Source organism: Arthrobacter sp. PvP103 (genome assembly GCF_017833075.1).
In the GTDB taxonomy this organism is placed as follows: domain Bacteria; phylum Actinomycetota; class Actinomycetes; order Actinomycetales; family Micrococcaceae; genus Arthrobacter.
Genome location: NZ_JAFIBQ010000001.1, coordinates 1,747,386 through 1,773,874, shown reverse-complemented (window position 1 = coordinate 1,773,874; position 26,489 = coordinate 1,747,386). Strand labels below are relative to the sequence as shown.

The following is a 26,489-nucleotide window of genomic DNA, read 5'->3' as shown; positions in this document are numbered from 1 at the left end:
GTATGGATGCACAAACACCTCAGGCGGAGGAACCCAGGGCCCCGGAGCTGAGCCTTCCCCAGGCATTCCTCCTCCTGGCTACGAACGACACCGACGGCGCCCCCGAAGTGCCGGCCTACATACTCCGGACCACTGTGGCAGGGGCAATATTGGCCGAGCTGGAACTACTCGGCGCGATCCGGCTGGACGGGAAGCACGTGAGGGCTACCGGGACCGTCCCGCAATCGGACTTCCAGCACCAGTTAGAGCTCATCCGTCACAAATCGCGGCCTCACACTCCCAAACGGTGGGTCTCCATGCTGGAGGGGCGGGCAGAAGTGCAGCGCGCCTATGAGGGGATGGCTTCGAAAGGCATTGTGGACCGGGTCGGCGAGAAGCATCTGGGCCTGTTCAAGTCCGTGCGGTATCCGGAGAAGGACCACGGTCCGGAGGCCGCGCTTTTGAAGAAGATCCATGACGCACTCGGACTCAAGCCGGCGGCTGCGACGCCGGCCTCGCCGCCGGCAACTGCGGCGCCGGTAGCGCCGCAGGCAACTACGACGCCGGCCGATGCCAAACCGGCAGACGCCAGGACCACAGCCCTGATCGCCCTGCTTGAGGCGGCCGGGCTGCTCGACAAAATGTTCCCGGAAGCTGATCGGGACTTTCCTCGAAAGCTGGCGAAGGACTACTGGCCTGCCCGTGCGGTGGCGGACGAACTGCGAATGATCCGGATGGCGGAGGCAGAGGCTATGACCTAGCCCGGGGCTGTTCGCCCGCGGGCTGGAACAACTCGACGACGTTTCCGGCCGGGTCCACGAGCAGGATCTGCTGGCCGCCCGGGCCGCTGACGATGTCGTTCCGGAAGGTGAGCCCGGCTGCGCGCAGCCGGTCGACCTCTGCCGCAATATCGTCCACGATGAGATGGATGCGGTTCCATCCTCCCGGTAACGGCACCGCGCCATCCGGCATCGGCCGCCCTGCCGAGCTGGCCGGCCCGCTCAGCAGGAGCCGCAGCCGGCCGCGCCCGACGTCGGCGAACGCCGGCGCCGCGCTCATCCTGAGGGTGAATCCGAGGTGTTTTGTGTAGAAGTCGACGGCCGCCTCGACGTCGTCAACCATGTAGCGGACGCTGACCATGTCCGTAAGATCGTTGGGCATTTCTGGCTCCTCTCCGAAAATCAGATGGGAATACTCGATGACGTACAGCAGAAACCGGACAGATCCAACCTTCAGCCACGGCTACGCGGACAACAACGGCCTCCGCATGTATTACGAGGTCCACGGGGGGGCGTTGCCGGGCCGGCCGCCGCTGCTCCTCATCCCGGGCGGCGGCTCCACCATCGGCACGAACTTCAGTGAACTCATCCCGCTGCTGGCCGAACACCGCCAGGTGATCGCCGTGGAGGAGGAGGGCCACGGCCGCACCCAGCCCACCAGCCGCCCGCTCACCGCCGAGAACTCCGCCGGCGACATTCTCGCCGTCCTGGGCGACCTCAACGTCGAAACCGTTGATGTGCTGGGATTCAGCGCCGGCGGGCACACCGCGATCGCGCTGGCACTCGCACGCCCCGCCGCTGTCCGGCGCCTCATCGCGGCTTCCACCTTTGTGAGCCGCGACGCCGTGCCGGAGGAGTTCTGGGACGGCATGGCAACGGCCACGCTGGAGGACATGCCCGACACCTACAAGGACGCCGACCGCCTCCTGAACCCGGAACCCGGCCACCTGGAGCGGCTCTTCGAGCTTGATCGCCGGCGCATCCTTGACTTCCCCGGTTGGTCCGACAACGAACTGGGCACCGTCACGGCGCCCACACTGGTGGTGTGCGGCGACCGGGACATCGTCACCGCCGCGTACGCCGACCGGATGGCCACGCTCATCCCGGGGGCCCGCCTGCTGGTCGTCCCCGGCGGCCACGGCGACTACCTTGGCGAGCAGGCCGCCAGCGTCGGGGACCTGCGGACGATGCACGCCACCGCCCCGTTCCTGATGCTGTTCCTCGACGGCTAGGGGCTTAGCTGTTCTCCTGAGTCCTGCCCAATGTCAGTCCTGCCCGTCGCCGGCCGGATTGGCGAGCGTAATTTCGGTGTGGACAATCTTGGCGGAACACTGGAATTGCGCGCTGCACGTTTGCAGGTAGACCGAAGCCGCGGCGGCACCTTCGTTGAACGCCATCATGTTCGGGATTACTCGTATGGTGACTGTTTGGGTCTGCTTGGTGCAGCTGAGCTGATCATTTCCGCCGCCGGCGGCGATCCGTCCGTCGCTGACTCTTTGGGTGAGTTGGACCACGGGTATTGCGATGATCAATGCGGGATCGGTGTCGCAAACGAAGGTGACGGGAACATCCACCGCTGCGCCGTCGGCGACGAGGATTCCCGGCCCGGCGCTTACGAGCGTTGCGGGGGCTGCTTGTGCGGGGGTGGCTATGGCCACGAGGGTGGCTGCAAGAGCGGCGGCAAGGCAGCTTCTGGTGCCTAACATCAGGTTCTCCCTTGAATGGAAGCGTGGCGTCCTGGTTCCGCATGGCGGGCCAATGCGGTGGCTGGGCGCCTTATAGGTACGGGGCGTGGCCCCTGACGACAGCGCCGTTCCGGGCGCCGCCTGATGCGGCGGAAAGTCCGGATGGCCGTAGACTACTCACTAGCTGCCTGCGTGACAACGCTTAACGCAAACGGACGTCGGCGGAAGGTCCGTAGAATTAAACAGGGCGGGCCGGAAACGGCGGAGAACAACCTGAATTAGTGCGCTGGCCGTGTTGGGCGCATGGCTCCCGGGAGTCATACCAGTGGTTCAGGTGGCCCGCACTCAGTGCAAGACGGACGACGGCGGGAGGTCCCGCCGTCGTGGTCTAAGCAGGGATGAGACCAGGATCGGGCGCAAGCCCCCAGGTCATCTTCCGGATCGCCTCGCTGGGGAGCCCGCTCAGTGCGGCAAGTTCGTAATCGTCCATGGTTCCCAGCCTGCGCGCCGCCGCCAGGAGCTTCAGCCGCCGCCCTTCCAGGGCCGCCTTCGACTCCTCCAGCTCGGCCAGTTCGGACTTCACTCCGCTAATCAGGGCAAGCTGCTGCTCAGCCGTCAGCCCGGACGGTGCCAGGTCGTCAGAGGACAACCCGATGGTCCGCACTGCCCAGCGGGAAAGGCCGGCGGCCCTGGCAAGGCCTGTCATCTTCAGGCCGTCGCACAGTGCCTGGGCGACGTGCTGGTTTAGGCGGACCGAAAGCGCCCTTATGCTGCTGGCATTGAAGGAAATCCGTCGCCGGTCCTCCTTGAGGAGCTGCCGGAGCTGTTCCGCCTGGACAGCTGCCGCGTCAGGCTTCCGCCGTCCCCGGTAACGGTAGTAACCGCCGTCGGCCGGGTGCGGAACAGATGGCTGCAGAACAGGGCTGTGCAAAACAGGGCTGGACAGAACGGCCAAATGCACTCCTCGGTTCGGAATCACGTCAGTTGGCGCCGGCGAAAGAACCGCCAAGCGGGCCAGCGTAAGTAAAACGCTAGACACAACGGTCCGCCCGCGGAAATACCAATTCTGCGTGGACCCATAACCGGAAAATGTGGGCACAGGGCCATAAGAGACGCTTATCCGTCCACGCACTTTAGGTCTTATCCAGACGCGCCACGATTCCCTAGGGTCGAAGGAAGCGAGTACCGCTCCCTCCTGAATCCGTAGGAAGAGACCATGCCTAAATTTGAACCTGCATCACGGGTGTCCCGCATCAAGTCCTCCGCCAGCGTGGCCGCCGCGGCCCGTGTGCGTGAGCTGAAAGCGGAAGGGCGCCGGATCCTGGACCTGACGGTCGGCGAGCCTGACTTCGACACCCCGGAGCACATCAAGGCAGCCGCCAATGAGGCGATCACCCGCGGGGAGACCAAATACACCTCCGTCACCGGAACCCCCGCCCTGCAGCAGGCGATCCTCCAGACCCTAGAGCTGCGCACCGGCATCCACTACACCCCGGCCGAGATCACCATCGGCGGGGGCGCCAAGCAGGTGATCTTCACAGCCTTCATGGCCACCCTGGACGCTGGCGATGAAGTAGTGGTGCCCGCGCCGTTCTGGGTCTCGTACCCGGACATGGTGCTCGCGAACGAGGGCGCGCCCGTGGTGGTTGCCTGCGGCGAGGAGACGGGGTTCAAGCTCACCCCCGAGGCCCTGGCCGGAGCCCTCACCGAGCGGACCAAATGGGTCATCCTGAACACACCGTCGAACCCCACCGGCGCCGTTTACTCCGCGGCGGAACTGCGCGCGCTCGCCGATGTCCTGGCAGGCTTCCCGCACGTGCACATCCTGACGGACGAGATCTATGACCAGATCTACTTCGGCACCGGCAAGCTCTCCAACCTGGTGCAGGTGGCCCCGGAACTGAAGGACCGCATCCTGGCGGTCAACGGTGTGTCCAAGGCCTACGCCATGACCGGCTGGCGCCTGGGCTACGCGGCGGGGCCCGCCCCGCTGATCGCCGCGATCAATAAACTCCAGTCGCAGATTTCCTCCTGCCCGTCCTCCGTCAGCCAGGCCGCCGCTGCCGCCGCCCTCACGGGCAGCCAGCGCTTCGTGCAGGAAAGCCTCGAATCCTACCGCGGCCGGCGCGATGTGGCAGTCGCCGCGCTGAACGCCGTCGACGGACTGTCATGCACGACGCCGGAAGGCGCCTTTTACGCGTACGTCAACTGTGCGGGCGTCATCGGGAAGACGACCACCGAGGGGCAAATCATCGCCAACGACGAAGACTTCACCCTTTACCTCCTCGAGGCAGCCTCCGTAGCCGTGATCCAGGGGTCGGCTTACGGACTGGGCCCCTACTTCCGCATCTCCTACGCCACCAGCCTCGACGTCATCGAAGAGTCCATCGCGGCCATCGACAAGGCCGTCCGGGCCCTCAACTGATCCACATCCACCGAAGGAAAACGCCGTGATCCACGTAAAAACCACCATCGAACGACCCGAAGCCGACGCCGTTAGCCGCCTCGCCAAGTTCTCGTCCGCCACCATCCACGAGGCACAGGGACGTAAAGGCGCCCTCAGCTCCAGGATCAAGCCCATCGACCGGAGCATGTCCTTCTGCGGCCCCGCCGTCACCGTGCGCTGCGCCCCCAAGGACAACCTCATGCTGCAGGTGGCCATCCACTATGCCGAGGCCGGGGACGTCATCCTTGCCGCGGCGGGGGAGTACGAGGAAGCCGGGACATTCGGCGACGTCCTCGGCAATGCCATGAAGGCCAAGGGCCTCGCCGGCCTGGTGACCGACTCGGGCGTCCGAGACACCCAGGACCTCATCGAACTGGGACTGCCCGTATTCTCCGGCAGCGTTTCCATCAAGGGCACCGTCAAGGAAACCATCGGCCCCATCAACCACCCGGTGGTCTTCGGCGACGAGATCATCTATCCCGGCGACGTGCTCCGCGGCGACGCGGACGGCGTAGTGGTGGTGCGGAAGGACGAGATCGAGGAAGTCATCCGCCTCTCGCAGGAACGCGACGACGCCGAGCGAGAACTCATCGGCCTCTACCAGGCCGGCGGAACCACCATCGAGCTGTGCAACCTCACCGAGGTCCTCAAAGCCAAGGGCCTGCTCGTCGAAGAGGCCTAGCCGCCCGCACAAGCCGCGGCAGCACCGCCGTCGTACGGGAAATCCCGTGCGGCGGCGTCCGCATATCCAGAAGCGCGCGGCCGCGGCAAGTGGAATGGGAGGGCTCGATGTCCGTTGCAGGACATCGAGCCCTCCCATTCGCGATAGCTTCCTACCGGGCCGGAAGGTAATGGGTAGGCGGGCCAAACACGGCATCCTCCAGATACCAGACAGTGGACCCTCCGCTGCTGGCCGGCATGATGCTGCCTTCGAAAACAAAGACAGGGGCAACCGAGCGGTCCTCCGGGCGCCAAAAACCGTTTGCGGGGCAGTGGAAACCCGTTTTGGCCATCAGCCCCGGGTTTGTCTCGGAATTCCTGCGGATAGCGTTGATTTTTTTCACGGCTCACTCCCAATTAATTCTCCATAAATGCAACCGCCGCAATTTATCGGCCTACGTACAATTTTAGGATTAGGAGCCCCCGGATACTAAGACGAATGATGAGTGCCCTAATAAGCGGATGCTATGGCAACGCTATCTCGCATATTTATTGCTAAGCATTTCCTGGAGCATTTCCTTCAGCACCAGTAGCACCGCCGACGCCGCCTCGGAAAGCGGATCATGGTCGGGGGTGCACAGTGCGATCTTGCACTGCAGGGCCGGGTCCACAATCCGCAGGACGTGGAAGTCCTCCTCGTGGAAGAGTGCGTCAGCCGCTGACTTGGGCATGATGGTGGCCCCCAGGTCGGCCCGCAGGAGGCGCGCCAGGGACGGCACGGACTCCACTTCACCGACCAGCTTGAGGGTGAGCCCCTTGTTGGTGAAACCGGCCTCCACGGCCTGCCGAAGCGTGTGGATCTTCTCGGGCAGGAACAGTCCGTGGCGGGCCACTTCCGCCAGCGAAATCTCGCCATTCCCGGGTTCAACCGGGAATCTGCCCGCGTTGACCACAAAGTGCAGGTCTTCGATGATCATGGTGGTGAACTGGACGCCGCGGATAGGTCCCGGCTCGTAAATGAGGGCCATGTCCAAGCGGCCATTCTTGATTGCCTCACTCAAGACGCCGCCATAGATTTCCGTGACATGCAGGACGATGTCCGGGTACCGGCGGCCCACTTCGCTGATGATCTTGGGCGTCAGGCTGGACGCCATGCTGTAGGGCGCGATCGCGATGGACACCCGCCCGGACGGTGCGGCGCCCGACGCGGCCACGTCCTGGCGCGCCTGCTCCACCAGACGCAAGATCGACTGGGCATGCCGGTACAGGGTGTGCCCCGCGGCCGTGGGCTTAACGCCCTGCTTGCTGCGGATCAGGAGCCGCTGCTTGAGATCCGTTTCCAGTGCCGACACCTGCTGGCTCAGGGCAGGCTGTGCCACATGCAGCGCCGCCGCCGCCTTGGTGATGCTTCCCGAATCCACAATCTGGACGAAATACGCAAGCTTCCGCGTGTCCATGGCCGTCTTCTCTCTTCGCGGCGTCCTGAACCCGGGAAAGGTCATAACCGGATGCTATGGAGGGATACGCAACAGGTCTTTGTGTGATCCACATCTCTGACACTAGGTTGAACCCAGAACGCTATTTCATTCATCGAACATTCTACCCCTCCGATGGATATGCAAATTAACAATGACCCCAGACGCATTTTGCATGCTATTGGGTTTTACCGGAATAGACGTTTTCTTTTACATTTCCGAAATGTGCACTCCTTAGCGTCGGAACATCAGGATCCGCCACCAACACCCCGGATTCTTCCTTATGAGAAAGAGATGACAAATGCGAGCAACCATCAAAGGCAAGATCACAGCAGTCGCCGCGCTGTCCGCTGCGGCGCTGGTACTCTCCGGCTGCGGGGGCGGCGCCGGAGCAGCCAGCAACGACAGCGCTACGTCAGGCGAAGTGAACCTGATTGCCTACTCGGGCGTATGGCAGGACCAGTACACCGCCGCAGTCATCGAACCGTTCAAGGCCAAGTACCCGGACATCAAGATCAACTACGCCTCCAAGCGGTCCTCGGCTGAGATGCTCAGCGCCCTGCAGGGCCAGAAGACCAACCCGGCAACCGACGTCGCCATCATGGACAACTCGGTTTCCACCACCGGCAACAAGCAAGGCCTCTTCGAGAAAGTGGACGCCGCCGGCGTCCCGAACCTCGCCAACGTCCCGGAAAAATTCCGCGACAAGGACGGGTACGGCCCGGTGGCCATGCTCGACGCCGTGGGCCTGGTCTACGACACTGCCACCTTCCCCCAGGCCCCCGAGAGCTGGGACGTGCTGTGGGACCCCGCGTACGCCGGAAAGATCAACGTCAACGCCCCGCCGTCCCTGCTGGGCCTGTCCCTGACGGCCATCACCGCCAAAATGGCGGGGGAGGACTACACCAAGGGCATTGATGCCGCGGTGACCCGCCTCAAGGAGATGGCCCCGGGCGTGCAGACCTTCGCGCCCAACCCGGACGAATACCAGAACGTCATCACGGGCCAGACCGTCCTGGGCCTCGGCCAGAATGCCCGCGGCCAGTTCTACAGCGACCAGAGCAACAAGAAGATGGGCGTCACTTTCCCCAAGGAAGGCACCGTCTACCAGATCAACACCATCAACGTGGTGAAGGATGCGCCGCACTCAGCCGCAGCCAAGACGTTCGTGGACTACGCCCTGTCCGCCGAGGCGCAGACCGCCTTTGCTAAGGCACTCTTTTACGCACCCTCCGTCAGCAATGCAGAACTTCCGGCAGACGTGAAAGCCCGTGTGGTCCCCACCGACGGGTCACTGAACATTGTCCCGCTGGATGTGGAATTCCTGTCCTCCGCCCGTGATAAGTGGACCGACATCTGGAAGCGCCAGATCATCACCAAATAACCGCGAACCGGTGCCCCTCCCCAACATCACTTCAGGAGAACTGATCCCGTGACTGAACCAAAACTGTCGATCGTAGATCTGACCAAAAGATATGCAGCAGGTCTTGAGCCCGCCGTCGACCGCCTGAACATGGAAGTTGAGGAGGGGCACCTGGTGGCGCTCCTCGGCCCGTCCGGCTGCGGCAAGACCACCACCTTGCGGATGGTGGCCGGCCTCATGGACCCGACGGCCGGGTCCATTGTGGTGGACGGCAAAGAAATCACCCACACGCCGGTAAACAAGCGGGGGATGGGCATGGTGTTCCAGTCCTACGCCCTCTTCCCGCACATGAACGTGGAGCAAAACGTGGCCTTCGGCCTGGAAATGCGCCAGACGCCGAAATCCGAGCAAAGAGCCCGTGTCGCGGCGGCCCTGGACATGGTCCAGCTCGGCCACCTAGGAAAGCGGCAGACCAAGGAACTCTCCGGCGGCCAGCAGCAGCGCATCGCACTGGCCCGAGCGCTCGTTGTCGAGCCCACTCTCCTCCTGCTCGATGAACCCCTGTCCAACCTGGACGCCAAGCTCCGCGAAACCATGCGCACCGAGATCAGGTCCATCCAGCAACGCACCAGGGCCACCACCCTCTTCGTCACGCACGACCAGGACGAGGCCCTGGACATGGCCGACCGGATCGCCGTGATGAACGGCGGCCTGATCGAACAGTTCGGGTCGCCCACCGACGTCTACGAACGCCCCCGCACGCACTTCGTGGCCAACTTCATTGGCCAGGCCAACTTCCTCACCGCCCGGGTGGGCGCCGAAACCGGACGGGCAGGCGTTGCCGGCGAAAGCTACTACAAAGTGGACGTCGAAGGCCTGGGCCAGTTCGGCGCCGTCGGCGCAGCGGGCCTGTCAGGCAGCACCCATGAAATGGTAATCCGCCCGCACCGGCTCACCGTGGCCCTGCGCCCCGGAGCGGACCAGGCACCCGTCGCGGGAACCATCGAACGGGTGAGCTACACCGGCGATGCCCTGGCCGTGGCCGTCCGCGTGGGCGAGCAGCAGCTGCAGGCCCAGCTGCTGACCTCCAGCGGCGACCTTCCCTGCACCGGGGACGCCGCGTACCTCTCATGGGCGCCCGAGGACGCCTATCTCCTGCCCGCGGCTGCGTCCGCGGAAAGGCTGGCGGCATGACGCTCCTGCAAACGCCGGTTGCCGCGGAAGAACGGACAGGCCGGGACGAGGGCCTGCTCGAAAAGGCCACCGAACGGCGCAACCGGCGCACCTACCTCGCCCTGCTCCTGCCCGGGCTCCTGGGCCTGCTGGTCAGCTTCGTGTTCCCGCTGGCCTACATGGTCCGGATGTCCTTCAACAAGGGCGCCCCTGACGGCGTCATCGTGGAGACGTTCACGCTGGACACCTACATCCAGCCGCTGACCGACCCGTACTACTGGCGCGTCACCCTGGACACCTTCCAGATGGGCGTGACCGTGGGCATCCTCTGCGCCCTGGTGTCCTACCCGGTGGCGCTCTTCCTCGCCCGCAGCACCAGCAAGTACCGCGGCCTGCTCATCGCCATCGCCATCGCCCCGCTGCTGACCTCGGCCGTGGTGCGCACCTACGGATGGATGGTGATCCTCGGGACCAACGGACTCATAAACTCCTCCCTCGAGGGCCTGGGCCTGATCGACACACCCCTGAAGCTCACCAACAACATGACCGGTGTGACCATTGGGCTGGTGGAGATCTTCATGCCCTACGCGATCCTGGCCATGATCTCCGGCTTCGGCCGGCTCAGCCCTCAGCTTGAGGAAGCCGCCGGCTCCCTCGGCGCCAGCAAGTTCAAGGTCTTCACCCGGGTCACACTCCCGCTGAGCCTGCCCGGCCTCCTGACAGCGTTCCTGCTGGTCTTTGTGCTTGCCATCAGCACCTTTATCACCCCGCGGCTCCTGGGCGGAGGCAGCGTGCAGGTCCTGGCCACCGAAATCTATGACCAGACCACCGGCCTGCTCAACTGGCCCTTCGCCGCCGCCCTGTCCGTCATCCTGCTGGTGCTTTTCGGCCTGATCATTGCCGTCTACCAGCGCCTCACTAAAAAGATCGGAGGCTGACCGTGAGCGACGTCCGGATATTCAAGCCGCGCTTCAACCCCGCCAAGCCTGCCTTCGGGCTGCTGGTGTTCCTGCTGTACCTGTTCCTTCTGGCACCCCTGCTGATCGTCTGCGTCGTTTCCTTCGCCTCCAACCAGTACCTGTCCTTCCCGCCGGAAGGGCTGACGCTGAAGTGGTACGAGATGCTCCCGCAGGAGAGCACGTTCATGGAAGGAATGAAGGTCAGCCTCATCGTGGCCGTCATTGTCACCCTCATTGTCCTGGCACTCGGTGTGCCGGCCGCGCTGGCGCTGGACAGGTTCGATTTCAAGGCCAAGGCAGCCGTGCAGTCGTTCTTCCTATCGCCGCTGCTTATTCCCAGCATCGTGCTGGCCCTGGGCATGGTGCTGCTGTTCGGCCCGCTGGGACTGACCAACACCTATGCCGGCATCATCATCGGCCACGTGGCCATCACCATCCCGTTCGTCATCCGCACCACCCTGATGAGCCTGGCCACCACTGACACGTCCTGTGAAGCGGCCGCACGCGTCCTGGGTGCGGACTCGTGGACGGTCTTCCGCCGGGTGACCCTGCCCATCATCCAGCCGGGCGTGATCGCCGGTGGCGTCATTGCGTTCATCGTCTCCTTCGATGAAGCCGTCATCTCGCTCTTCGTGGCCGAATCCGGCCTGCCCACCCTGCCCGTGCAGGTGCTCAGGTACGTGGAAAACTCGGCAGACGCCGCCGTGGCGGCCCTGTCAGTCATCCTCATCCTGATATCCCTCGCGGTAGTAGTGGTGGTGGAACGCGTCATGGGGCTGCGCAAAGCCCTCCGCTAGGCGCTGCGGTCATAACCGCCACCTATCCCGTGACACCGATTACGTCTTTGTGTGATCAAACTCGCGGTGTCAGACTTTTTTGCAGAAGCCGGTCAAAACGGCACACCGAACCACACCCACCCAGGAAGGCACTCAATGGGACCCATCGTTGATCTCGTCGCAGATCTCGGAGAAGGCTTCGGCGCCTACTCAATGGGCGACGACGCGGCCCTGCTCGAAGTGGTTTCCAGCGCCAACATCGCCTGCGGCTTCCATGCCGGAGACCCGGACATCATGCACGCGACTGTGGCCGAATGCGTCCGCCGCGGCGTCAGCATCGGGGCGCACCCGAGCTTCCCCGACCTCCGCGGCTTCGGCCGCCGCGCCATGGACCTGACCGCGGACGAAGTCCGCAACGACGTCGTCTACCAGTTCGGCGCACTGAGCGCCTTCGCCGCCTATCACGGTGCCGGCGTCGCCCACCTCGCACCGCACGGACGACTCGGGAACCTCGTGGCCACCCGCGCCGACTACGCCGGCGCAGTGGCCGACGCCGCCGCCCGCATCAACCCTGACCTCATCGTCCTGGCCCAGGACGGCGAGCTGGCCACGGCGGCGGCCGCGCGGCGGCTCCCGGTGGCCATCGTGGGCATCGCAGACCGCGCCTACGAGGCGGACGGCACACTAGTGCCGCGCAGCCGCCCCGGCGCCGTCATCCACGATCCTTCAGCCATCGTGGACCGCACCGTCCGGATGGTCTGCGAAGGGCTTATTTCCACCGTCGCAGGCACCGACCTGCCCATCGTCGCCGACACGGTCCTGTTGCATGGAGACACCCCCGGCGCGGTGCAGCTGGCCCGGCAGGTACGCGCCGAACTCGAAAGCGCCGGAGTGACCATTGCCCCGCTGTCACAGGTCCTCGGCGCCAAAGTGAAAGCTGCCTGACATGGCAGCCACCCCAACCCCAACTCCGGTGGAGGTCCACGAATCAGGGGACGCTGCACTGCGCGTCGTCGCTTCGTCCCCGGATACGGAAGCCAACTGGACCACCGTGCATGCCCTCGCCGAATGGCTTGAGGAAGCCGGCGCCGACGGCGTCCACGGCGCTGTGCCGACGTACGACTCATTGCTCGTGGAATTCGACCCCGGGGTCACCTCAGCACGCCAGGTCCGGGCCTTTGTACTGATGGGCCTGCGCCAGCTCGATTTCATCGGTGCGCCGTCCCGGGCTCCCCGGATGTTCGAGGTCCCCGTGGCCTACGGCGGGGAGTACGGTCCGGACCTGGAGCGGGTTGCCGCCCATGAACAGCTGTCGGTCCAGGAGGTCATTGCCGTCCATACAGCCAAGTCCTACGTGATCCGCTGCCTCGGCGCCCCGGCCGGCTCGCCCATGATGGACGGCCCCGATTTCCCGCTCCCCGTCCCGCGGCTGAAGGACCCCCGCCTGTCCGTTCCGGCAGGTGCCGTTTCCGTGGCGGGCCGGCAGGCAGTCATTGCCCCAGCGGCGGCACCCGGCGGATGGTGCGTCATCGGCCAGACACCCCTGACCGTTCTCGACGCCGCCAGCGAACCCCTCGTCCCGTACGTTCCCGGCGACGTGGTCAGGTTCCACCAGATCCAGCCCGAAGAGTTCGCCAGCTTCGCCGGCCGGAAACTGGAGGCAGCACAATGAACGGGCCGTTGATCATCCAGCAGCCCGGCAACTCTGTGGTCACCGACCTGGGACGCTTCCGGGGGCCCCGGTTCGGGCTGCCCGTAAACGGTGCCCTGGACCAGTTCTCCGCCCGCGCAGCGAACATCCTCGCCGCCAACGCCGACAACGCACCGCTGCTGGAGGTCACCGCCCTGGACTTCCGGATGCGGGCCACCACGGACATCCTCATCGCGGTCACCGGAGCACCCCTGCACCTCACTGTGGGCGGGCGCGAATGCCCGCAATGGGAACCGGTGTCCGTCCGTGCCGGGGAAACGGTGGCGCTGCGCCGGATCACCGGCGGCCTGCGGGCCTACATTGCCGTTCACGGCTCGGTGGAGGCGCCCGTCCTGCTCGGCAGCTGCGCGCCGGACACGGTCGTCGGATTCGGACTGCGGCTTTCAGAAGGCACCGAACTGAAGACCTCACGAAGCGTCGGACCGATCCGGCAGCCGTACTTTGACCTGCCGCTCTTCCGGCTGGGACTGACCCGGCCCGAATTCAGCAGCCGGGCGGTTGTGGAAGTCACGGACGGCCCGGACCTGGACGAGTTCGGGGACACCGCCGACCTTCTCTACAACACCGAATACACCGTCAGCGGCCGGAGCAACCACATCGGCCTGCGCCTCGGCGGCGCGCTTCCCGAGCGCCAGTCCACAGCGGAAGTGCTGTCCCGCGGCGTTCCGGTGGGGGCTATCGAAGTGCCGTCCCGGGACGAACTCCTGGTGTTGCACCGCGGACGCGGAGTCACCGCCGGCTATCCCGTGCTCGCGGTGGTTACCAGCCGCTCACTGGACGTCCTTGCCCAGGCAAGGCCCGGGCACACCATTACTTTCCGCAAGACCACCGTCCCGGAAGCAACAGCTAAGCATCGGGCCGCGCTTCGGGAACTGGAAACGCTCCGTTCCACAGTCAGCACCGTCTTCTCCCTCCTGGGCATCGGCAGGCAGCCCGGCTGGCCGGAACTCGTACCGGCAGCAGGCAGCTGAGAAACACCGATGGCCCCCTCTTTTCGCACAAGATTCAAGTTAGGAATGAACGTGTCAACATCAATGCGCGAGACCGCCCCGCAGCAGGACCGGCTCAGTGCCAGGCAAACCCGGAAAGTCATTACCGCCGGGTGCGTGGGGATTTTCGTCGAACTCTACGACAACGGCATCTTCGCCTTCATGGCCGGTACCCTTGCCCTCGTCTTTCTGGCACCCGGCAACCCGGACAACGCCCTGTTGTTCGTCTTTGCGGGATACGCCGTGTCATTCTTCGTGCGGCCGCTCGGCGCCGTGGTCTGCGGATACTTGGGCGACCGGATCGGGCGGCAAAAGCTCCTGGTCTTCGTCATCCTGCTGATCAGTGTGGCGACGGCGGGCATCGGCCTGCTGCCCGCCTACGCGGCCATCGGCGTCGCGGCCCCCGTGCTCCTGGTGTTGCTCCGCATGCTGCAGGGCTTCTCCGTTGGCGGCGAAGCCGCCGGCGCCATGACCTTCCTCGCCGAACATGCACCCGAAGGCAAGCGCGGCGTGATCACGTCCTACGCGCAGATCGCCTCCTTCGCCGCCCTCCTTACCGGCACGCTCGTCGCGTTCTCCATGTCTCCCTGGCTCACCCAGGCAGCGATCGACGGGGGCGGCTTCGGCGCGTTCGCCTGGCGCATCCCGTTCCTGGTGGCCATCCCCATGGGCATCATCGGCTGGTACATCCGCAAGGCGATCAGCGACACCCCCAACTTTGAAAAGCTCAAGGAAGAAGGCGGGCTGTCCGAGAACCCGCTGAAGGAAGCGTTTGCCTCGGCCGAACACCGCCGGGCAATGCTGCTGGCCCTCTTCATCCCCCTCATGAACGGCTCCGGCTACTACGTCCTGTTCTCCTACATGCCCACATTCCTCAAAGGCAAGCAGCTCAACTTCACCATCGGCGAAGCCCTCCTGGTCACTGCCTGCAGCCTGGTGGTCATCTGCATCGCTATCCCCTTCATGGGCGCCCTCTCGGACCGCGTCGGCCGCAAGAAAGTCATCGCCGGCTCCGCGATCGCCATGGCCGTCCTCGGCATTCCCTCCTACGCGCTCATCGCCACCGGCCAGATGGCACTGGCCATACTCGGCGCCTGCATCATGGCGGTGGTCTTCGCCGGGCACACCGCAGTGATCCACATCCTGATCGTGGAACTCTTCCCCACCCGGGTCCGCTATTCGGCCTACGGACTGGGCTACAACATCTCGTCCGCACTCTTCGGCGGCACGGCACCGCTGCTGATGACCTGGCTGATCTCATCCACCGGCAACATCTACATGCCAGCGTTCTACGCAGTCATCACCGCGCTGGGCACCCTTGCCGCCGTCAGCACGGTGAAGGACCGGGCGCATCTGCCGCTCCGCGACGCCTAACCACCCCTGCAGCACTGCACCGCAATCCACCAGGAGACTTCCATGCCTTTTTCAGATTATTCAACTGCCCTCGTTACGGGCGCGTCCACCGGAATGGGTGCCGCAATCGCCGGCCGCCTGGCCAAGCGGGGACTAACCGTCCACGCCCTGGCCCGCAACGAGGAGCGCCTCAACGAACTGGCCGACAAAACCGGCGCGGTCCCGCACGTCGTCGACCTGACCGACACCGCGGCGCTGGCTGCCGCCGTCGGCAATCTTGAAGTGGACGTCCTGGTGAACTGCGCCGGAGTTTCCCGCCCGGGGAACATCCTGGACTCCAGCGAGAGCGACATCGACGAACTGGTGGACGTCAACCTGCGCGGCCTGCTGCAGCTGACCAGGCTGGTGCTGCCGGGGATGGTGGAACGCGACCGCGGGCACGTCATCAACATCAGCTCCATCGCCGGCGTGTACAACTTCTACGGCCACACCGTCTACCACGCCACCAAAGCGGCGGTGCACCAGGTCTCCCGGCAGTTGCGCAACGACACCGTGGGCAAGCGCATCCGCGTCACCGAAATCTGCCCCGGCCGCGTCGAAACTGAGATCTTCGGCCGCAACATGGGCGGTACTCCCGAAGCCATGGAGGAGGCGTGGAAGACGTACTACGAGGGCTACGAATCGCTGACCACGGACGACATCGTCAACGCCATGGACTACGCCATCGAAACACCCCGCCACGTCAACGTGGGCATGCTCGAACTCATGCCAACCTTCCAGGTCCCCGGCGGCCTCACCTTCGACCGCCGCTAACGGCCCCCGCCCCAACCCGCCACCGATTGATAGGTTCTTCGATGCAAACAGTCCGCACCGTCAGCTTCCCCGACCCGCAACTGCTCGCCGATCTCTCGCCCCTGCCCGACGGGCTGAGGGGAGTGGTGTGGGACTTGAAGACAGATCCCGACGGCGGGACGCTCAGTGAGATCGACGGCGTCATCCTCCCGTACATCGACGCCTCCGCCGTGCTGGGCTCCCTTGCCGGCGTCCCGAACCTGAAATACGTCCAGACGCAGTCCACCGGATACGACGGCGTGATCGAGGCCGCCGGTCCGGCGGCCGGCGTGGCCAGCGCCTCCGGCGTCCATGCCGCCGCCACCGCCGAACTGGCCCTGGGGCTAATCCTGGCGAAGCTGCGCGGCATCGACCAGGCGGTCCGCGATTCGCAGTACGGGCTGTGGCGGCCGGAGCGGCGCCAGTCGCTGGCGGACCGGCGGGTGCTGCTGGTGGGTGTCGGCGGGATCGGGCACGAAATTGCCCTGCGCCTGGCGCCGTTCGAGGTCACCGTCACCCGGGTGGGCAGCTCTGCGCGCACGGATGAGCACGGCGAGGTTCACGGGTCTTCCGAACTGACCGCGCTCGCCGCGTCGCACGACATCATCGTTTCCGTGCTGCCCCTGAACCAGCAGACCCACCAGCTGATCGGCGAAGAGGTCCTCGCCGCCCTCCCGGACGGTGCCCTGGTGGTGAACGTGGGCCGCGGCTCCGTGATGGACACGACCGCCCTGACCAAGGAAGTCCTGTCCGGCCGCCTGCAGTGCGCGCTCGACGTCGTGGATCCCGAGCCGCTGCCGCAGGACCACCCGCTGTGGTCCACGCCCAACGCCCTGATCACGCCCCATATTGGCGGCAACGCGTCAGCGTTCCAGCCCAGGATCCTCAAGCTCCTGCGGCAGCAGTTCGAAGCCCTCGCAGCGGGACAGGCGCCCGCCAACCTGGTGCAGGCCGGTCCTTTCGCATGAGCCCGCTGTTTGACCTGACGGGGCGTGTTGCCCTGGTGACCGGTTCGAGCCGGGGGATCGGCAACGCCCTGGCCCGGGCACTGGCCGATGCCGGCGCCACGGTGGTGCTGAACGGCATCAACCAGGAACGCCTGAAAGCCGCCGAAGCCGCGATGGCCGCCGACTATGCTCCGGGCCGGGTACACAGCTGCGCCTTCGACGTCACCAGCGACGCCGGGGCCGCGCGGGGAATTACGTGGGTGGAGGATAACGTGGGACCGCTGGAGATCCTGGTGAACAACGCCGGAATCCAGCACCGGGTGCCCATGCTGGAGCTGGATGTGAAGGACTGGGAACGCGTCATCTCCACCGACCTGACCAGCGCCTTCCTGGTAGGCAGAGAGGCTGCCCGGCACATGATCCCGCGGGGACGGGGCAAGATCATCAACATCTGCTCGGTGCAGACCGACCTGGCCCGGCCCACCATCGCCCCGTATATCGCGGCCAAGGGCGGGCTGCGGAACCTCACCCGGGCCATGACCGCGGAATGGGCGGCCTCCGGCCTGCAGATCAACGGGATCGCGCCGGGCTACATCCACACCGAAATGACGCAGAACCTGGTGGACGATGAGCAGTTCAACGCCTGGATCCTGGGCCGCACCCCGGCCCACCGCTGGGGGACCGTGCAGGACCTGGCCGGCCCGGCCGTCTGGCTGGCCTCCGACGGTTCCAACTTCGTGAACGGCCAGACCATCTTCATCGACGGCGGAATGACGGTGGTGGTCTGATGCCCACCACCGACGCCCTGGCTGTCGAAGCCCTTCCCGTCTCTGGTCCTGCCGTGGTGGCCCACGCCGCCGGCGACCTCCGGATCGACGACGTAACTCTCGCCGCCCCGGCCCCGGAGGAGGCCGTCATCGAGGTTCTCTACGGCGGCATCTGCGGCTCCGATCTGCACTACTGGCTGCACGGTGCGGCCGGCGAATCCATCCTGAAGGCGCCCCTGGTGCTTGGCCACGAGATTTCCGGGACTGTGGTCCGCGCCGCGGCTGACGGCACCGGTCCGGCCGCGGGGACCGCCGTCGCCGTCCACCCGGCAACTCCGGCACCCGGCGCAGCCCGGTATCCGGCGGACCGGCCCAACCTCTCGCCCGGGTGCACCTATCTGGGCAGCGCCGCCCGCTACCCGCACACCGACGGCGCGTTCAGCCGGTACGTGAACCTGCCGGCGCGGATGCTGCGCGCGCTGCCGGAGGGCATTGACCTGCGCACGGCAGCGCTGATCGAGCCCGCCTCCGTTGCATGGCACGCGGTGTCCCGGGCCGGTGACGTTGCGGGGAAAACTGTCCTGGTGATCGGCAGCGGCCCCATCGGCGCGCTTGCCGTTGCGGTCCTGAAGCGGGCCGGCGCAGGCCGGATCGTCGCCGTCGACATGCACGCCAGGCCGCTGGAAATCGCTACGGCCGTAGGCGCGGACGAGGTCCTCGCCGCCGACGACGTGGAAGCGATCGCAGCCGTCGAGGCCGACGTCGTGATTGAATCCTCCGGCAACCACCACGGGCTGGCGTCAGCCATCCAGGGCGCAACCCGCGGCGGCACGGTGGTGATGGTGGGCCTGCTGCCCACCGGGCCCCAGCCGGTCCTGATCTCCCTGGCCATCACCCGCGAACTGGAGCTCAAGGGATCGTTCCGCTTCAACGGCGAGATCGACGACGTCATCGCGGCCCTCGCCGACGGCTCCCTGCAGATCGATCCGGTGATAACGCATGAGTACCCGGTGGAGGCAGCCCTCGAGGCTTTCGGCGTCGCCCGGAACTCCGCCGAGTCCGGGAAGGTGCTCCTGAGCTTCGGGGGCGCAGGCTGACCGTGTCCGTCCAGTCAACCGGGACGCGATGGCTGCGTCCCATGCCCGTGTCCAGGCCCGCGCCTAGGCCGGCCCGCGCAGGCGTTCCATTTCCCGGCGGTCCTTCTTGGTAGGCCGCCCGGTTCCGCGGTCGCGTTGCGGAAGACCGAGTGCGGGCGCCACCGGCCTGGGCGGCGTGTGGTCGGTGAAGCAGTGTGCGGCCGCCTCGGCGCCCACGCGCTTGGCGATCAGCCGCCGGACCTCAAGAATCCGTTCGTAACCCGGCTGGCGGACCCGGACGGTGTCGCCCGGAACCAGCGACTGCGAGGCCTTGGCAGGGTTTCCGTTGAGCCGGACGTGCCCGGCCCGGCAGGCGGCAGTGGCTGCAGAACGGGTCTTGTAGGCGCGAATGGCCCACAGCCAGGCATCAATGCGGACTGTGGCGGGGGCTGACGGAAGGCTGCTCATGACTGCAGCCGAGTATAGCGGGACGCGATCGTCCAGCGACCGTGCGGCAGCAGGCGTGACCTAGCCTTCGCAATCCTTGCAGTACTTCATGCCGTCCTTCTCGCGGGCCAGCTGGCTGCGGTGGTGGACCAGGAAGCACGACATGCAGGTGAACTCGTCCTTCTGGACGGGGATGATCTGAACCAGGAGTTCCTCATGCGACAGGTCGGCTCCCGGGAGCTCGAAGGAGTCGGCCAGATCGGACTCGTCCACGTCGATCTGGGACGTTTGCGTGGCCGAGCGCTCGGGTTTGAGAACGTCGGCCGCGTCATTTGCCTCGTCCTCTGTGGTTACCCGGGGCGCGTCATAGTCGGTTGCCATGTGCCGGTCTCTCCTTGGAGCAGGCGAAGACGGCGTCTGTGTACCGTCTGAAGAAAACACATCTTAGCCACTCCGGCGGGAACATAAAAGGCCTTCCGCTGCGGCACCAAACGCAAGCGGACGACGGCGGGAAGTCCCGCCGTCGTGCATTTGCGGAGGGGCGGAAGGCGGTCAGCTTTGTACCCGTTGCCGGTAGTTCCGGGGGGTTTCGCCGGCGTCGTTAAGGAAATGCCGGTTGAAGTTGGACAGGTTGGAGAAGCCGACTTCGTAGCAGATCTCGGAAATCGCTTTGTCGCTGCGCTCCAGCAGCCGCCGCGCGTGCGCCAGCCGGAGCTTGCGGACCAGGGCGCTGAAGTTCTGGCCGGTGGCGCGCTTGAAATACTTCGAGAAGGTAGGCTCCGGCATTCCCACCAGGGCCGCGGCCTCGGACATCTTGACGTTTCCGGCATGGTTGGTGAATACGTACTCCAGGATGATGTCCACCACGGCCGCGGCCTGGCCGTCCAGCTGCGGCCGGAACCACTCATCGGCGAGATACCGGCGTTCTTCAGCGGGTGCATGGGCAAGTACCGCGAACAGTTCAAACAGATGATGAAGCCGTTCCAGCCCGGTGGAGGCGCCCATCGCCTCAATGGACGCGGCCGCCTTCACGGCTGAGCGGCCCAGGAACTCGATCCCGCGCGCGGACTGCTCCAGCAGGGGCCGGACCTCCGCTATCTCCGGGACCAGGGCGGCGGTCTGCTCGACCCATTTCCCGTCGAACTGGATGACGGCGTCGCGGTTCGCCAGCACTTCACCGGGCGCAAGGTCGCTGACCCAGTCGTGGGGCAGTCCGGAGCCGACGAGGGACACATGGCCGGCCTCGAAGGTGCCGATGTGGTCTCCGACGATGAACTTTCCAGTGCCCTTCCGGATCAAGTGGATCTCGTACTCGGGATGGTAGTTCCACCGCGCCACGGGGCTGGGGTAGTCGTGCTGGTGCCACCGAACGGAGTGGTTGGGATCGGGCGGGATGACTTCCCTGTTAGCCCGCATCCCCAGCAGCCTTTCGGCCAGCCTCGCGGTGGCTCCGTCGCTGGGGTCGGCGGCACTCATGATGGGTTCTCCGTGGGATGGGCGGTTATGAAAAATGGAACGCTCGCAGGAGCCTTTTCCTTAGATTAGTACCTGCCGGAGGCGGGCAGGCGGGAAGTGTCGGGAAAATAAGTATCAGAAACCGGCAACCACGGCGCTAGTTGTGCCCTGTCCCGCAAGCCTAAAGTTGAGATACATCAGCGCGGCGCATCGGATCCCCGATCGTAAGCCCCGCCCCAGTCCGGTACACCGAGGCAGCAGTCGGGGTGCGGCGGCTGTGCACCCCCATGAAGAACAAAGGAGTCCTTAATGCGTCCAAAAATGCGTACTGCGACCCTGGCCGCCGGCGCCTTGTGCGTGGCCCTGAGTGCCTCGGCCTGTGCAGGTGCTGGCGGAGGCAATTCCGCCGGCGACCCGAACACCATCAATGTCCTGATGGTGAACAACCCCCAGATGGAGGACCTGCAGCGGCTTACCGCGGAGAATTTCACCAAGGAAACCGGCGTCAAGGTCAACTACACGATCCTGCCCGAGAACGACGTCCGCGCCAAGATCAGCCAGGAGTTCTCCAGCCAGGCCGGCCAGTACGATGTGGCCTCACTGTCCAACTACGAGATTCCGTTCTATTCCGCCAACGGCTGGCTCGCTCCGCTGGACAAGGTGGCCGCGGACCCGGGGTTTGAACAGGACGACATCCTCCCGGCCTACACGGCATCCCTCACCGGCACCGACGGCAAGCTCTACGGCGAACCCTTCTACGGCGAATCGTCCTTCCTGATGTACCGGAAGGACATCCTGGACGCCAAGGGCCTCACCATGCCGGAGAAGCCCACCTGGTATGAAGTCGCGGACATAGCCGCGAAAGTGGACGGCGCCGCTCCGGGGATGAAGGGCATCTGCCTGCGCGGCCAGCCCGGCTGGGGCCAGGTTTTCGCGCCGCTGACCACGGTGGTGAACACCTTCGGCGGCACCTGGTTCGACAAGGACTGGAACGCCCAGGTCAACTCCCCGGAATTCACCGAGGCAGTTGAGTTCTACACCAAGCTGGTCCGCGAGCACGGTGAATCAGGCGCCGCCCAGGCCGGCTTCACCGAGTGCCTGAACAACATGAGCCAGAGCAAAGTGGCTATGTGGTACGACGCCACATCGGCCGCCGGAGCCCTGGAATCCGAGGCATCGCCGGTGAAGGGCAAGATCGGCTATGCCCAGGCCCCTATCAAGGAAACCAAGTCCTCCGGATGGTTGTGGACCTGGTCCTGGGCCATGCAGGCAGCTTCGAAGAAGCAGGATGCTGCCGGGAAATTCATCGCCTGGGCCAGTTCCAAGGAATACGAGGAACTCGTCGCGGCCAAGCTCGGCTGGGCCAAGGTTCCCTCCGGCAAGCGCATCTCCACCTACGAGAACGCCGAATTCCAGAGGGCTGCGCCGTTCTTCAAGGCTGAACGCTTCGCCATTGAGAACGCAGACCCGAAGAACCCCGGCGCGCAGGAACGCCCGGCCGTCGGCATCCAGTTTGTCGGCATTCCCGAGTTCGCCGCCCTCGGCACCAACGTGTCCCAGGGTGTCAGCTCCGCCATCGCCGGTCAGGGTTCTGTGGCTGACGCGCTGGCCAAGGGCCAGGAAGCTGCACAAAAAGTCGGCAATAAGTACAAGTAGCAACTACCCAACAGCAGGAGAACATCATGACTACCGCAACGGCGCGTATCTCCCGATCGGGACGCAGCGCAGCCACCCCATCCAAGAACGCCAAATCACGTGAGCGTGCGCTGGCCTGGGCGCGGCGCGCGCCGCTGCTGCCGGCCCTGATCTTCCTCATCGTCGTCACCCAGCTTCCGTTCGTGGTGACGCTGATCATCTCGTTCCTAAACTGGAACAGCCTCAGCCCGGACAAGACCGCCTTCGCCGGGTTGGAAAACTACGTCACGGTCCTCACGGATCCCGACCTGCGACAGGCAATCTTCACCACCATCCTCCTTACCGTCTCAGTGGTCCTGGTGAGCCTGCTCGTCGGCCTGGGCCTGGCCCTGCTGCTGGATAAGAAGTTCATCGGCCGCGGACTGGCACGGACGCTGCTGATCGCCCCGTTCCTGGTGGTGCCCGTAGCCGCGGCGCTGATCTGGAAGCACGCCCTGCTCAACCCCACCTACGGGTTGATCAACGGCATCCTGACCTGGGTCTGGTCCCTTTTTGGCAGCGCCACGGCACCCCAGCTGGACCTCCTGTCCCAGGCACCCATGATGGCCGTCATCGTGTCGCTGGTCTGGCAGTGGACGCCGTTCATGATGCTCATCCTGCTGGCCGGCCTGCAGTCCCGCCCCATGGACACCGTGGAAGCTGCGCAGATGGACGGCGCCACACCATGGGCCATCTTCCGCCACCTCACGCTGCCGCACCTGCGCCAGTACCTGGAGCTGGGCGGCCTGCTTGGGGCGATCTACATCGTGCAGAACTTCGACGCCGTCTTCACCCTCACCGCAGGCGGACTGGGCACGGCCAACCTGCCCTACGCGATCTATCAGACGTTCTACTTCGCCAACGAATACGGCCTGGCATCCGCAGCAGGCGTCGTGGTGGTCATCGGCACCATCATCGTGGCCACGTTCGCACTCCGCACCGTCTTTTCACTCTTCAAGAAGGAGGCAGCACGATGAGCACCCTCACCCCCGCCGCGCCCCGCGAAACCTCCGCCGGCCCCACCGCTCTGAATACCGGCCGCTCCCCGCGCCGCGGCAAGACCCGCATGGATCCCACCCGCAACAACACCGCGGCCGGCCTCGCGGCCTGGCTGCTCGCCCTGCTCTTCGCCGCCCCGGTCGTGTGGATGATCCTGACCTCCTTCCACTCCGAAACCGACGCTGCAACGAACCCGCCCTCCATCGCTGCGAACCTCACCCTGGACGCGTACCGGGAATTCTTCGGGGAAACGTCCGGCGTCAGCCCGTGGCCTTCCCTGATCAACTCCGCCACCGCTTCGATCCTGTCCACCGTCTTCGTCCTGGTCCTGGCGATCCCGGCGGCCTACGCCCTGTCCATCCGGCCGGTCAAGAAGTGGACCGACGTGATGTTCTTTTTCCTCTCCACGAAGATGATGCCCGTGGTGGCTGCAATCCTGCCGCTCTACCTTTTCGCCCGAACCGTCGGAGCCCTGGACAACATCTGGTTCCTGATCCTGATGTACACGTCCATGAACCTCCCCATCGCGGTCTGGATGATGCGGTCATTCCTCGCAGAAGTACCGGTGGAAATGCTCGAAGCCGCCCAGATCGACGGCGCCGGCCTTCTGCTGACGCTCCGCAGGATTATCGCCCCCGTGGCGATGCCCGGCATCGCCGCGACCGCCCTGATCTGCTTCATCTTCAGCTGGAACGAACTGCTCCTGGCCCGGGTCCTGACCGGCGTGGTGGCAGGCACCGCCCCGGTCTTCCTGACCGGCTTCGTCTCCGGCCAGGGCCTGTTCCTCGCCAAGGTCTGCGCAGCCGCCGTCGTCATTTCGCTCCCGGTACTGTTCGCCGGCTTTGCCGCCCAGGACAAACTCGTCCAGGGCCTCTCCCTCGGCGCCGTGAAATAGCCCGCCGTCCCTTCGATTCCCAAAGGATGACTCAGATGACAACCCCAACCGTCCAGTCCAGCACCCACGCGCACGCCGAACTGCCCGCCACCATGCGGGCCGCCATCCTGAAGCGCCAGGGCGACATGGCGATGGAGACCCTGCCCGTCCCGCAGCTCGACGCCGACCAGGTTCTGGTCCAGGTGGCCGCCGTCGGCGTCTGCGGCAGCGACGTCCACTACTACGAGCACGGCCGGATCGGCGACTACGTGGTGGACCACCCGCTGATCCTTGGCCACGAACTCTCCGGCCGGATCGCCGCCGTCGGGAGCGCCGTGGACCCCGCCCGCGTCGGCAACCGGGTCGCCGTCGAACCCCAGCGCCCGTGCCGCAAATGCAAGCAGTGCAAGGCCGGCCGCTACAACCTGTGCCCTGACATCGAGTTCTACGCCACCCCGCCGATCGACGGCGCCTTCGCCGAATACGTGACCATCCAGGGCGACTTCGCCTACGACCTCCCGGACAGCGTCAGCGACGAGGCAGCCGCCCTGATCGAACCGCTCTCGGTGGGGCTCTGGGCCTGCGAACGCGCCGAGATCAAGCCCGGCAGCCGGGTGCTGATCGCCGGCGCGGGACCCATCGGCATCATCGCCGCCCAGGCGGCCCGGGCGTTCGGCGCCACCGAAATCTACGTCAGCGACATTGCCGAGGACCGGCTGGCATTTGCGCTCAAGCACGGCGCCACGCACGCGCTCAACGCGAGGACCGACAGTGTGGAAGGGCTCGACGTCGACGCCTTTATTGACGCTTCCGGCGCACCGCAGGCTGTCCGTTCCGGCATCAAGGCCGTGGGGCCGGCCGGAAGGGTCATCCTCGTCGGGCTCGGCGCGGACGACGTCGAACTCCCCGTTTCGTACATCCAGAACCGGGAGATCTGGCTCTCCGGGGTGTTCCGCTACACCAACACCTGGCCGCTGGCCATCCAGTTGATCGCCGACGGAAAAGTGGACCTGGACATCCTGGTCACCGGCAGGTTCGCCCTGGCCGAATCCGAGCAAGCGCTCACGGCCGGCAAACAGCCCGGGCAGCTCAAAGCCGTGGTCTACCCGGGCCGCTGACCATGATCACCGTCATTGGCGAATCCCTCGTCGATATCATCAGCGATCCGCGCCGGGCCCAGGAAATCCAGGCACACCCGGGCGGCAGCCCCCTCAACGTGTCGGTAGGGGTTGCCCGGCTGGGCCTGGCGACGAACCTCGTGACGCACTACGCCGATGACCGGCACGGGCTCATGATCGAGGAGCACCTGCACTCCAACGGAGTCACCGTGATAAGGGGCGGCAGCACACCCACGTCAACGGCGACCGCCACGCTCAGTCCCGGCGGCGCCGCGACGTACGCCTTCGACATCAGCTGGGACATCACCGGGGCGTCGCTTCCTGCCCTGGCCGCTGTCGAGGGGTCCACCCACGTCCACACGGGGTCGATCGCGGCCGCGCTCCCGCCGGGGGACCAAGCCACGCTGGCCCTCGTGAAGGCGGCCCGGGCGCACGCGACCGTCAGCTACGACCCCAATTGCCGCCCCGGGACCAGCCCCGATGTTGCCGCAGCGCGCTCGCAGGCGGAACTCTTCGTGGCCGCCAGCGACGTGGTCAAGGCCAGCGATGAAGACCTGGCCTGGCTCTACCCGGACAGGACGCCGGACGAGTCGATGGCAGCGTGGCTCGAGCTTGGGCCGGCCGTCGCGGCACTGACACGGGGCGCGGAAGGGCCTGTCGTCATGACCCGGCGCGGCCGCGTGGAAATGGCCGCCGAAACCATCACGGTGGCGGACACCGTCGGGGCGGGAGACTCGTTCATGGCCGGCCTGATCAGCGGCCTTGCCCAGCTGGACGCGCTGGGCGCTCCCGCACGCTCACGCCTGCAGGACATCACCCCGGGTGAGCTGCACGCCCTGGCCGCGTTTGCGAACAGGGCCGCGGCCATCACCTGTTCCCGGCCCGGCGCCAACCCGCCCACGTCAGCCGAACTGGGTTTTTTGACCGGCTCCCTCACTGCATCGGAAGGCTAG

29 protein-coding genes are annotated in these 26,489 nt (G+C 65.7%); 21 read left to right on the top strand and 8 right to left on the bottom strand.

The genetic code is table 11. The features are described from left to right. The first annotated feature begins 2 nt into the window (after positions 1–2). Positions 3–740 (top strand): GPP34 family phosphoprotein, encoded by a 738-nt coding sequence (locus JOE41_RS08225; RefSeq protein WP_209751923.1) that lies wholly within the window; start codon positions 3–5, stop codon positions 738–740. Here the strand turns inward: JOE41_RS08225 and JOE41_RS08220 are convergent. Then, positions 730–1,140, bottom strand: a complete 411-nt coding sequence (locus JOE41_RS08220; protein WP_209751921.1) for a VOC family protein — start codon at positions 1,138–1,140, stop codon at positions 730–732. The genes JOE41_RS08225 and JOE41_RS08220 overlap by 11 nt on opposite strands. Positions 1,141–1,177: 37 nt before the next feature. Between JOE41_RS08220 and JOE41_RS08215 the strand changes: the two genes are divergently transcribed. Next, positions 1,178–1,990, top strand: a complete 813-nt coding sequence (locus JOE41_RS08215) for an alpha/beta fold hydrolase (protein WP_209751919.1) — start codon at positions 1,178–1,180, stop codon at positions 1,988–1,990. Positions 1,991–2,023: 33 nt separating this feature from the next. Here JOE41_RS08215 and JOE41_RS08210 read toward each other — a convergent pair whose 3' ends face one another. Together JOE41_RS08210 and JOE41_RS08205 are read right to left on the bottom strand one after the other, a co-directional pair. Further along, positions 2,024–2,464: a hypothetical protein gene (locus tag JOE41_RS08210; protein WP_209751917.1), complete on the bottom strand. Its 441-nt coding sequence runs from the start codon at positions 2,462–2,464 to the stop codon at positions 2,024–2,026. A 367-nt stretch (positions 2,465–2,831) separates the two neighbouring features. Continuing rightward, positions 2,832–3,398, bottom strand: a complete 567-nt coding sequence (locus JOE41_RS08205) for a hypothetical protein (RefSeq protein WP_245200665.1) — start codon at positions 3,396–3,398, stop codon at positions 2,832–2,834. A 261-nt stretch (positions 3,399–3,659) separates the two neighbouring features. Between JOE41_RS08205 and JOE41_RS08200 the strand changes: the two genes are divergently transcribed. Continuing rightward, positions 3,660–4,868: an aspartate transaminase gene (locus JOE41_RS08200; protein ID WP_209751915.1), complete on the top strand. Its 1,209-nt coding sequence runs from the start codon at positions 3,660–3,662 to the stop codon at positions 4,866–4,868. A 25-nt stretch (positions 4,869–4,893) separates the two neighbouring features. Further along, positions 4,894–5,571 (top strand): 4-carboxy-4-hydroxy-2-oxoadipate aldolase/oxaloacetate decarboxylase, encoded by a 678-nt coding sequence (locus JOE41_RS08195; RefSeq protein WP_209751913.1) that lies wholly within the window; start codon positions 4,894–4,896, stop codon positions 5,569–5,571. Between the two features lie 151 nt (positions 5,572–5,722). On the opposite strand, the gene JOE41_RS08190 is transcribed toward JOE41_RS08195, so the two are convergent. Both JOE41_RS08190 and nac read right to left on the bottom strand, forming a co-directional pair. Beyond that, positions 5,723–5,953: a hypothetical protein gene (locus JOE41_RS08190; RefSeq protein WP_307800681.1), complete on the bottom strand. Its 231-nt coding sequence runs from the start codon at positions 5,951–5,953 to the stop codon at positions 5,723–5,725. Between the two features lie 132 nt (positions 5,954–6,085). Next, entirely contained in the window at positions 6,086–7,006 is a 921-nt protein-coding gene (gene nac, locus JOE41_RS08185) for a nitrogen assimilation transcriptional regulator NAC (RefSeq protein WP_209751911.1), read from the bottom strand. Positions 7,007–7,325: 319 nt separating this feature from the next. On the opposite strand from nac, the gene JOE41_RS08180 reads away from it, so the two are divergent. The 12 genes from JOE41_RS08180 to JOE41_RS08125 all read left to right on the top strand — a co-directional run bounded on the left by JOE41_RS08180 (position 7,326) and on the right by JOE41_RS08125 (position 18,990). After that, positions 7,326–8,408 (top strand): ABC transporter substrate-binding protein, encoded by a 1,083-nt coding sequence (locus JOE41_RS08180; RefSeq protein WP_052500620.1) that lies wholly within the window; start codon positions 7,326–7,328, stop codon positions 8,406–8,408. Positions 8,409–8,456: 48 nt separating this feature from the next. Next, a complete protein-coding gene (locus tag JOE41_RS08175; protein ID WP_209751909.1) occupies positions 8,457–9,581 on the top strand; it encodes an ABC transporter ATP-binding protein in 1,125 nt (374 codons plus the stop codon). Next, on the top strand, positions 9,578–10,498 hold the full coding sequence (locus tag JOE41_RS08170) for an ABC transporter permease (RefSeq protein WP_209751907.1): 921 nt from the start codon (positions 9,578–9,580) through the stop codon (positions 10,496–10,498). Before JOE41_RS08175 ends, JOE41_RS08170 begins: the two co-directional genes overlap by 4 nt. 2 nt (positions 10,499–10,500) lie before the next feature. Then, positions 10,501–11,316 carry an ABC transporter permease gene (locus JOE41_RS08165; RefSeq protein ID WP_052500618.1) on the top strand — a complete coding sequence of 272 codons (816 nt, stop codon included), beginning with the start codon at positions 10,501–10,503 and terminating at the stop codon, positions 11,314–11,316. A 135-nt stretch (positions 11,317–11,451) separates the two neighbouring features. Continuing rightward, positions 11,452–12,240: a LamB/YcsF family protein gene (locus JOE41_RS08160; protein WP_209751905.1), complete on the top strand. Its 789-nt coding sequence runs from the start codon at positions 11,452–11,454 to the stop codon at positions 12,238–12,240. A 1-nt stretch (position 12,241) separates the two neighbouring features. Continuing rightward, entirely contained in the window at positions 12,242–12,967 is a 726-nt protein-coding gene (locus tag JOE41_RS08155; RefSeq protein ID WP_209751903.1) for an allophanate hydrolase subunit 1, read from the top strand. After that, the gene (locus tag JOE41_RS08150) at positions 12,964–13,977 is read left to right on the top strand and encodes a biotin-dependent carboxyltransferase family protein (protein WP_209751901.1); all 1,014 of its coding nucleotides are present in this window, start codon (positions 12,964–12,966) and stop codon (positions 13,975–13,977) included. The genes JOE41_RS08155 and JOE41_RS08150 overlap by 4 nt, the downstream gene beginning before the upstream one ends. Before the next feature lie 45 nt (positions 13,978–14,022). Then, positions 14,023–15,369: an MFS transporter gene (locus JOE41_RS08145; RefSeq protein ID WP_245200664.1), complete on the top strand. Its 1,347-nt coding sequence runs from the start codon at positions 14,023–14,025 to the stop codon at positions 15,367–15,369. Positions 15,370–15,411: 42 nt separating this feature from the next. Then, positions 15,412–16,161 carry an SDR family oxidoreductase gene (locus JOE41_RS08140; protein ID WP_209751899.1) on the top strand — a complete coding sequence of 250 codons (750 nt, stop codon included), beginning with the start codon at positions 15,412–15,414 and terminating at the stop codon, positions 16,159–16,161. Positions 16,162–16,202: 41 nt separating this feature from the next. Beyond that, on the top strand, positions 16,203–17,147 hold the full coding sequence (locus JOE41_RS08135; protein WP_209751897.1) for a 2-hydroxyacid dehydrogenase: 945 nt from the start codon (positions 16,203–16,205) through the stop codon (positions 17,145–17,147). Further along, positions 17,144–17,914: an SDR family oxidoreductase gene (locus JOE41_RS08130; protein WP_209751895.1), complete on the top strand. Its 771-nt coding sequence runs from the start codon at positions 17,144–17,146 to the stop codon at positions 17,912–17,914. The genes JOE41_RS08135 and JOE41_RS08130 overlap by 4 nt, the downstream gene beginning before the upstream one ends. Then, the gene (locus JOE41_RS08125) at positions 17,914–18,990 is read left to right on the top strand and encodes an L-idonate 5-dehydrogenase (RefSeq protein WP_209751892.1); all 1,077 of its coding nucleotides are present in this window, start codon (positions 17,914–17,916) and stop codon (positions 18,988–18,990) included. Before JOE41_RS08130 ends, JOE41_RS08125 begins: the two co-directional genes overlap by 1 nt. 63 nt (positions 18,991–19,053) lie before the next feature. Here JOE41_RS08125 and JOE41_RS08120 read toward each other — a convergent pair whose 3' ends face one another. The 3 genes from JOE41_RS08120 to JOE41_RS08110 all read right to left on the bottom strand — a co-directional run bounded on the left by JOE41_RS08120 (position 19,054) and on the right by JOE41_RS08110 (position 20,892). Further along, positions 19,054–19,437, bottom strand: a complete 384-nt coding sequence (locus JOE41_RS08120) for an RNA-binding S4 domain-containing protein (protein ID WP_011693407.1) — start codon at positions 19,435–19,437, stop codon at positions 19,054–19,056. Between the two features lie 60 nt (positions 19,438–19,497). After that, positions 19,498–19,797 (bottom strand): DUF4193 domain-containing protein, encoded by a 300-nt coding sequence (locus JOE41_RS08115; RefSeq protein WP_011693406.1) that lies wholly within the window; start codon positions 19,795–19,797, stop codon positions 19,498–19,500. A 171-nt stretch (positions 19,798–19,968) separates the two neighbouring features. Next, positions 19,969–20,892 carry an AraC family transcriptional regulator gene (locus tag JOE41_RS08110; RefSeq protein ID WP_209751890.1) on the bottom strand — a complete coding sequence of 308 codons (924 nt, stop codon included), beginning with the start codon at positions 20,890–20,892 and terminating at the stop codon, positions 19,969–19,971. A 288-nt stretch (positions 20,893–21,180) separates the two neighbouring features. On the opposite strand from JOE41_RS08110, the gene JOE41_RS08105 reads away from it, so the two are divergent. From JOE41_RS08105 to JOE41_RS08085, 5 genes are read left to right on the top strand one after another with little or no spacing between them, the layout of a single operon-like run. Then, positions 21,181–22,527: a sugar ABC transporter substrate-binding protein gene (locus tag JOE41_RS08105; protein ID WP_209751888.1), complete on the top strand. Its 1,347-nt coding sequence runs from the start codon at positions 21,181–21,183 to the stop codon at positions 22,525–22,527. Between the two features lie 26 nt (positions 22,528–22,553). Beyond that, complete coding sequence (locus JOE41_RS08100; RefSeq protein ID WP_209751886.1) at positions 22,554–23,522, top strand: carbohydrate ABC transporter permease; 969 nt, start codon at positions 22,554–22,556, stop codon at positions 23,520–23,522. Beyond that, positions 23,519–24,439 (top strand): carbohydrate ABC transporter permease, encoded by a 921-nt coding sequence (locus tag JOE41_RS08095; protein ID WP_209751884.1) that lies wholly within the window; start codon positions 23,519–23,521, stop codon positions 24,437–24,439. The genes JOE41_RS08100 and JOE41_RS08095 overlap by 4 nt, the downstream gene beginning before the upstream one ends. Before the next feature lie 35 nt (positions 24,440–24,474). Then, the gene (locus JOE41_RS08090) at positions 24,475–25,536 is read left to right on the top strand and encodes an NAD(P)-dependent alcohol dehydrogenase (RefSeq protein WP_209751881.1); all 1,062 of its coding nucleotides are present in this window, start codon (positions 24,475–24,477) and stop codon (positions 25,534–25,536) included. A 2-nt stretch (positions 25,537–25,538) separates the two neighbouring features. Continuing rightward, positions 25,539–26,489, top strand: coding sequence for a PfkB family carbohydrate kinase (locus tag JOE41_RS08085; protein ID WP_209751879.1), 951 nt, complete (start codon positions 25,539–25,541; stop codon positions 26,487–26,489).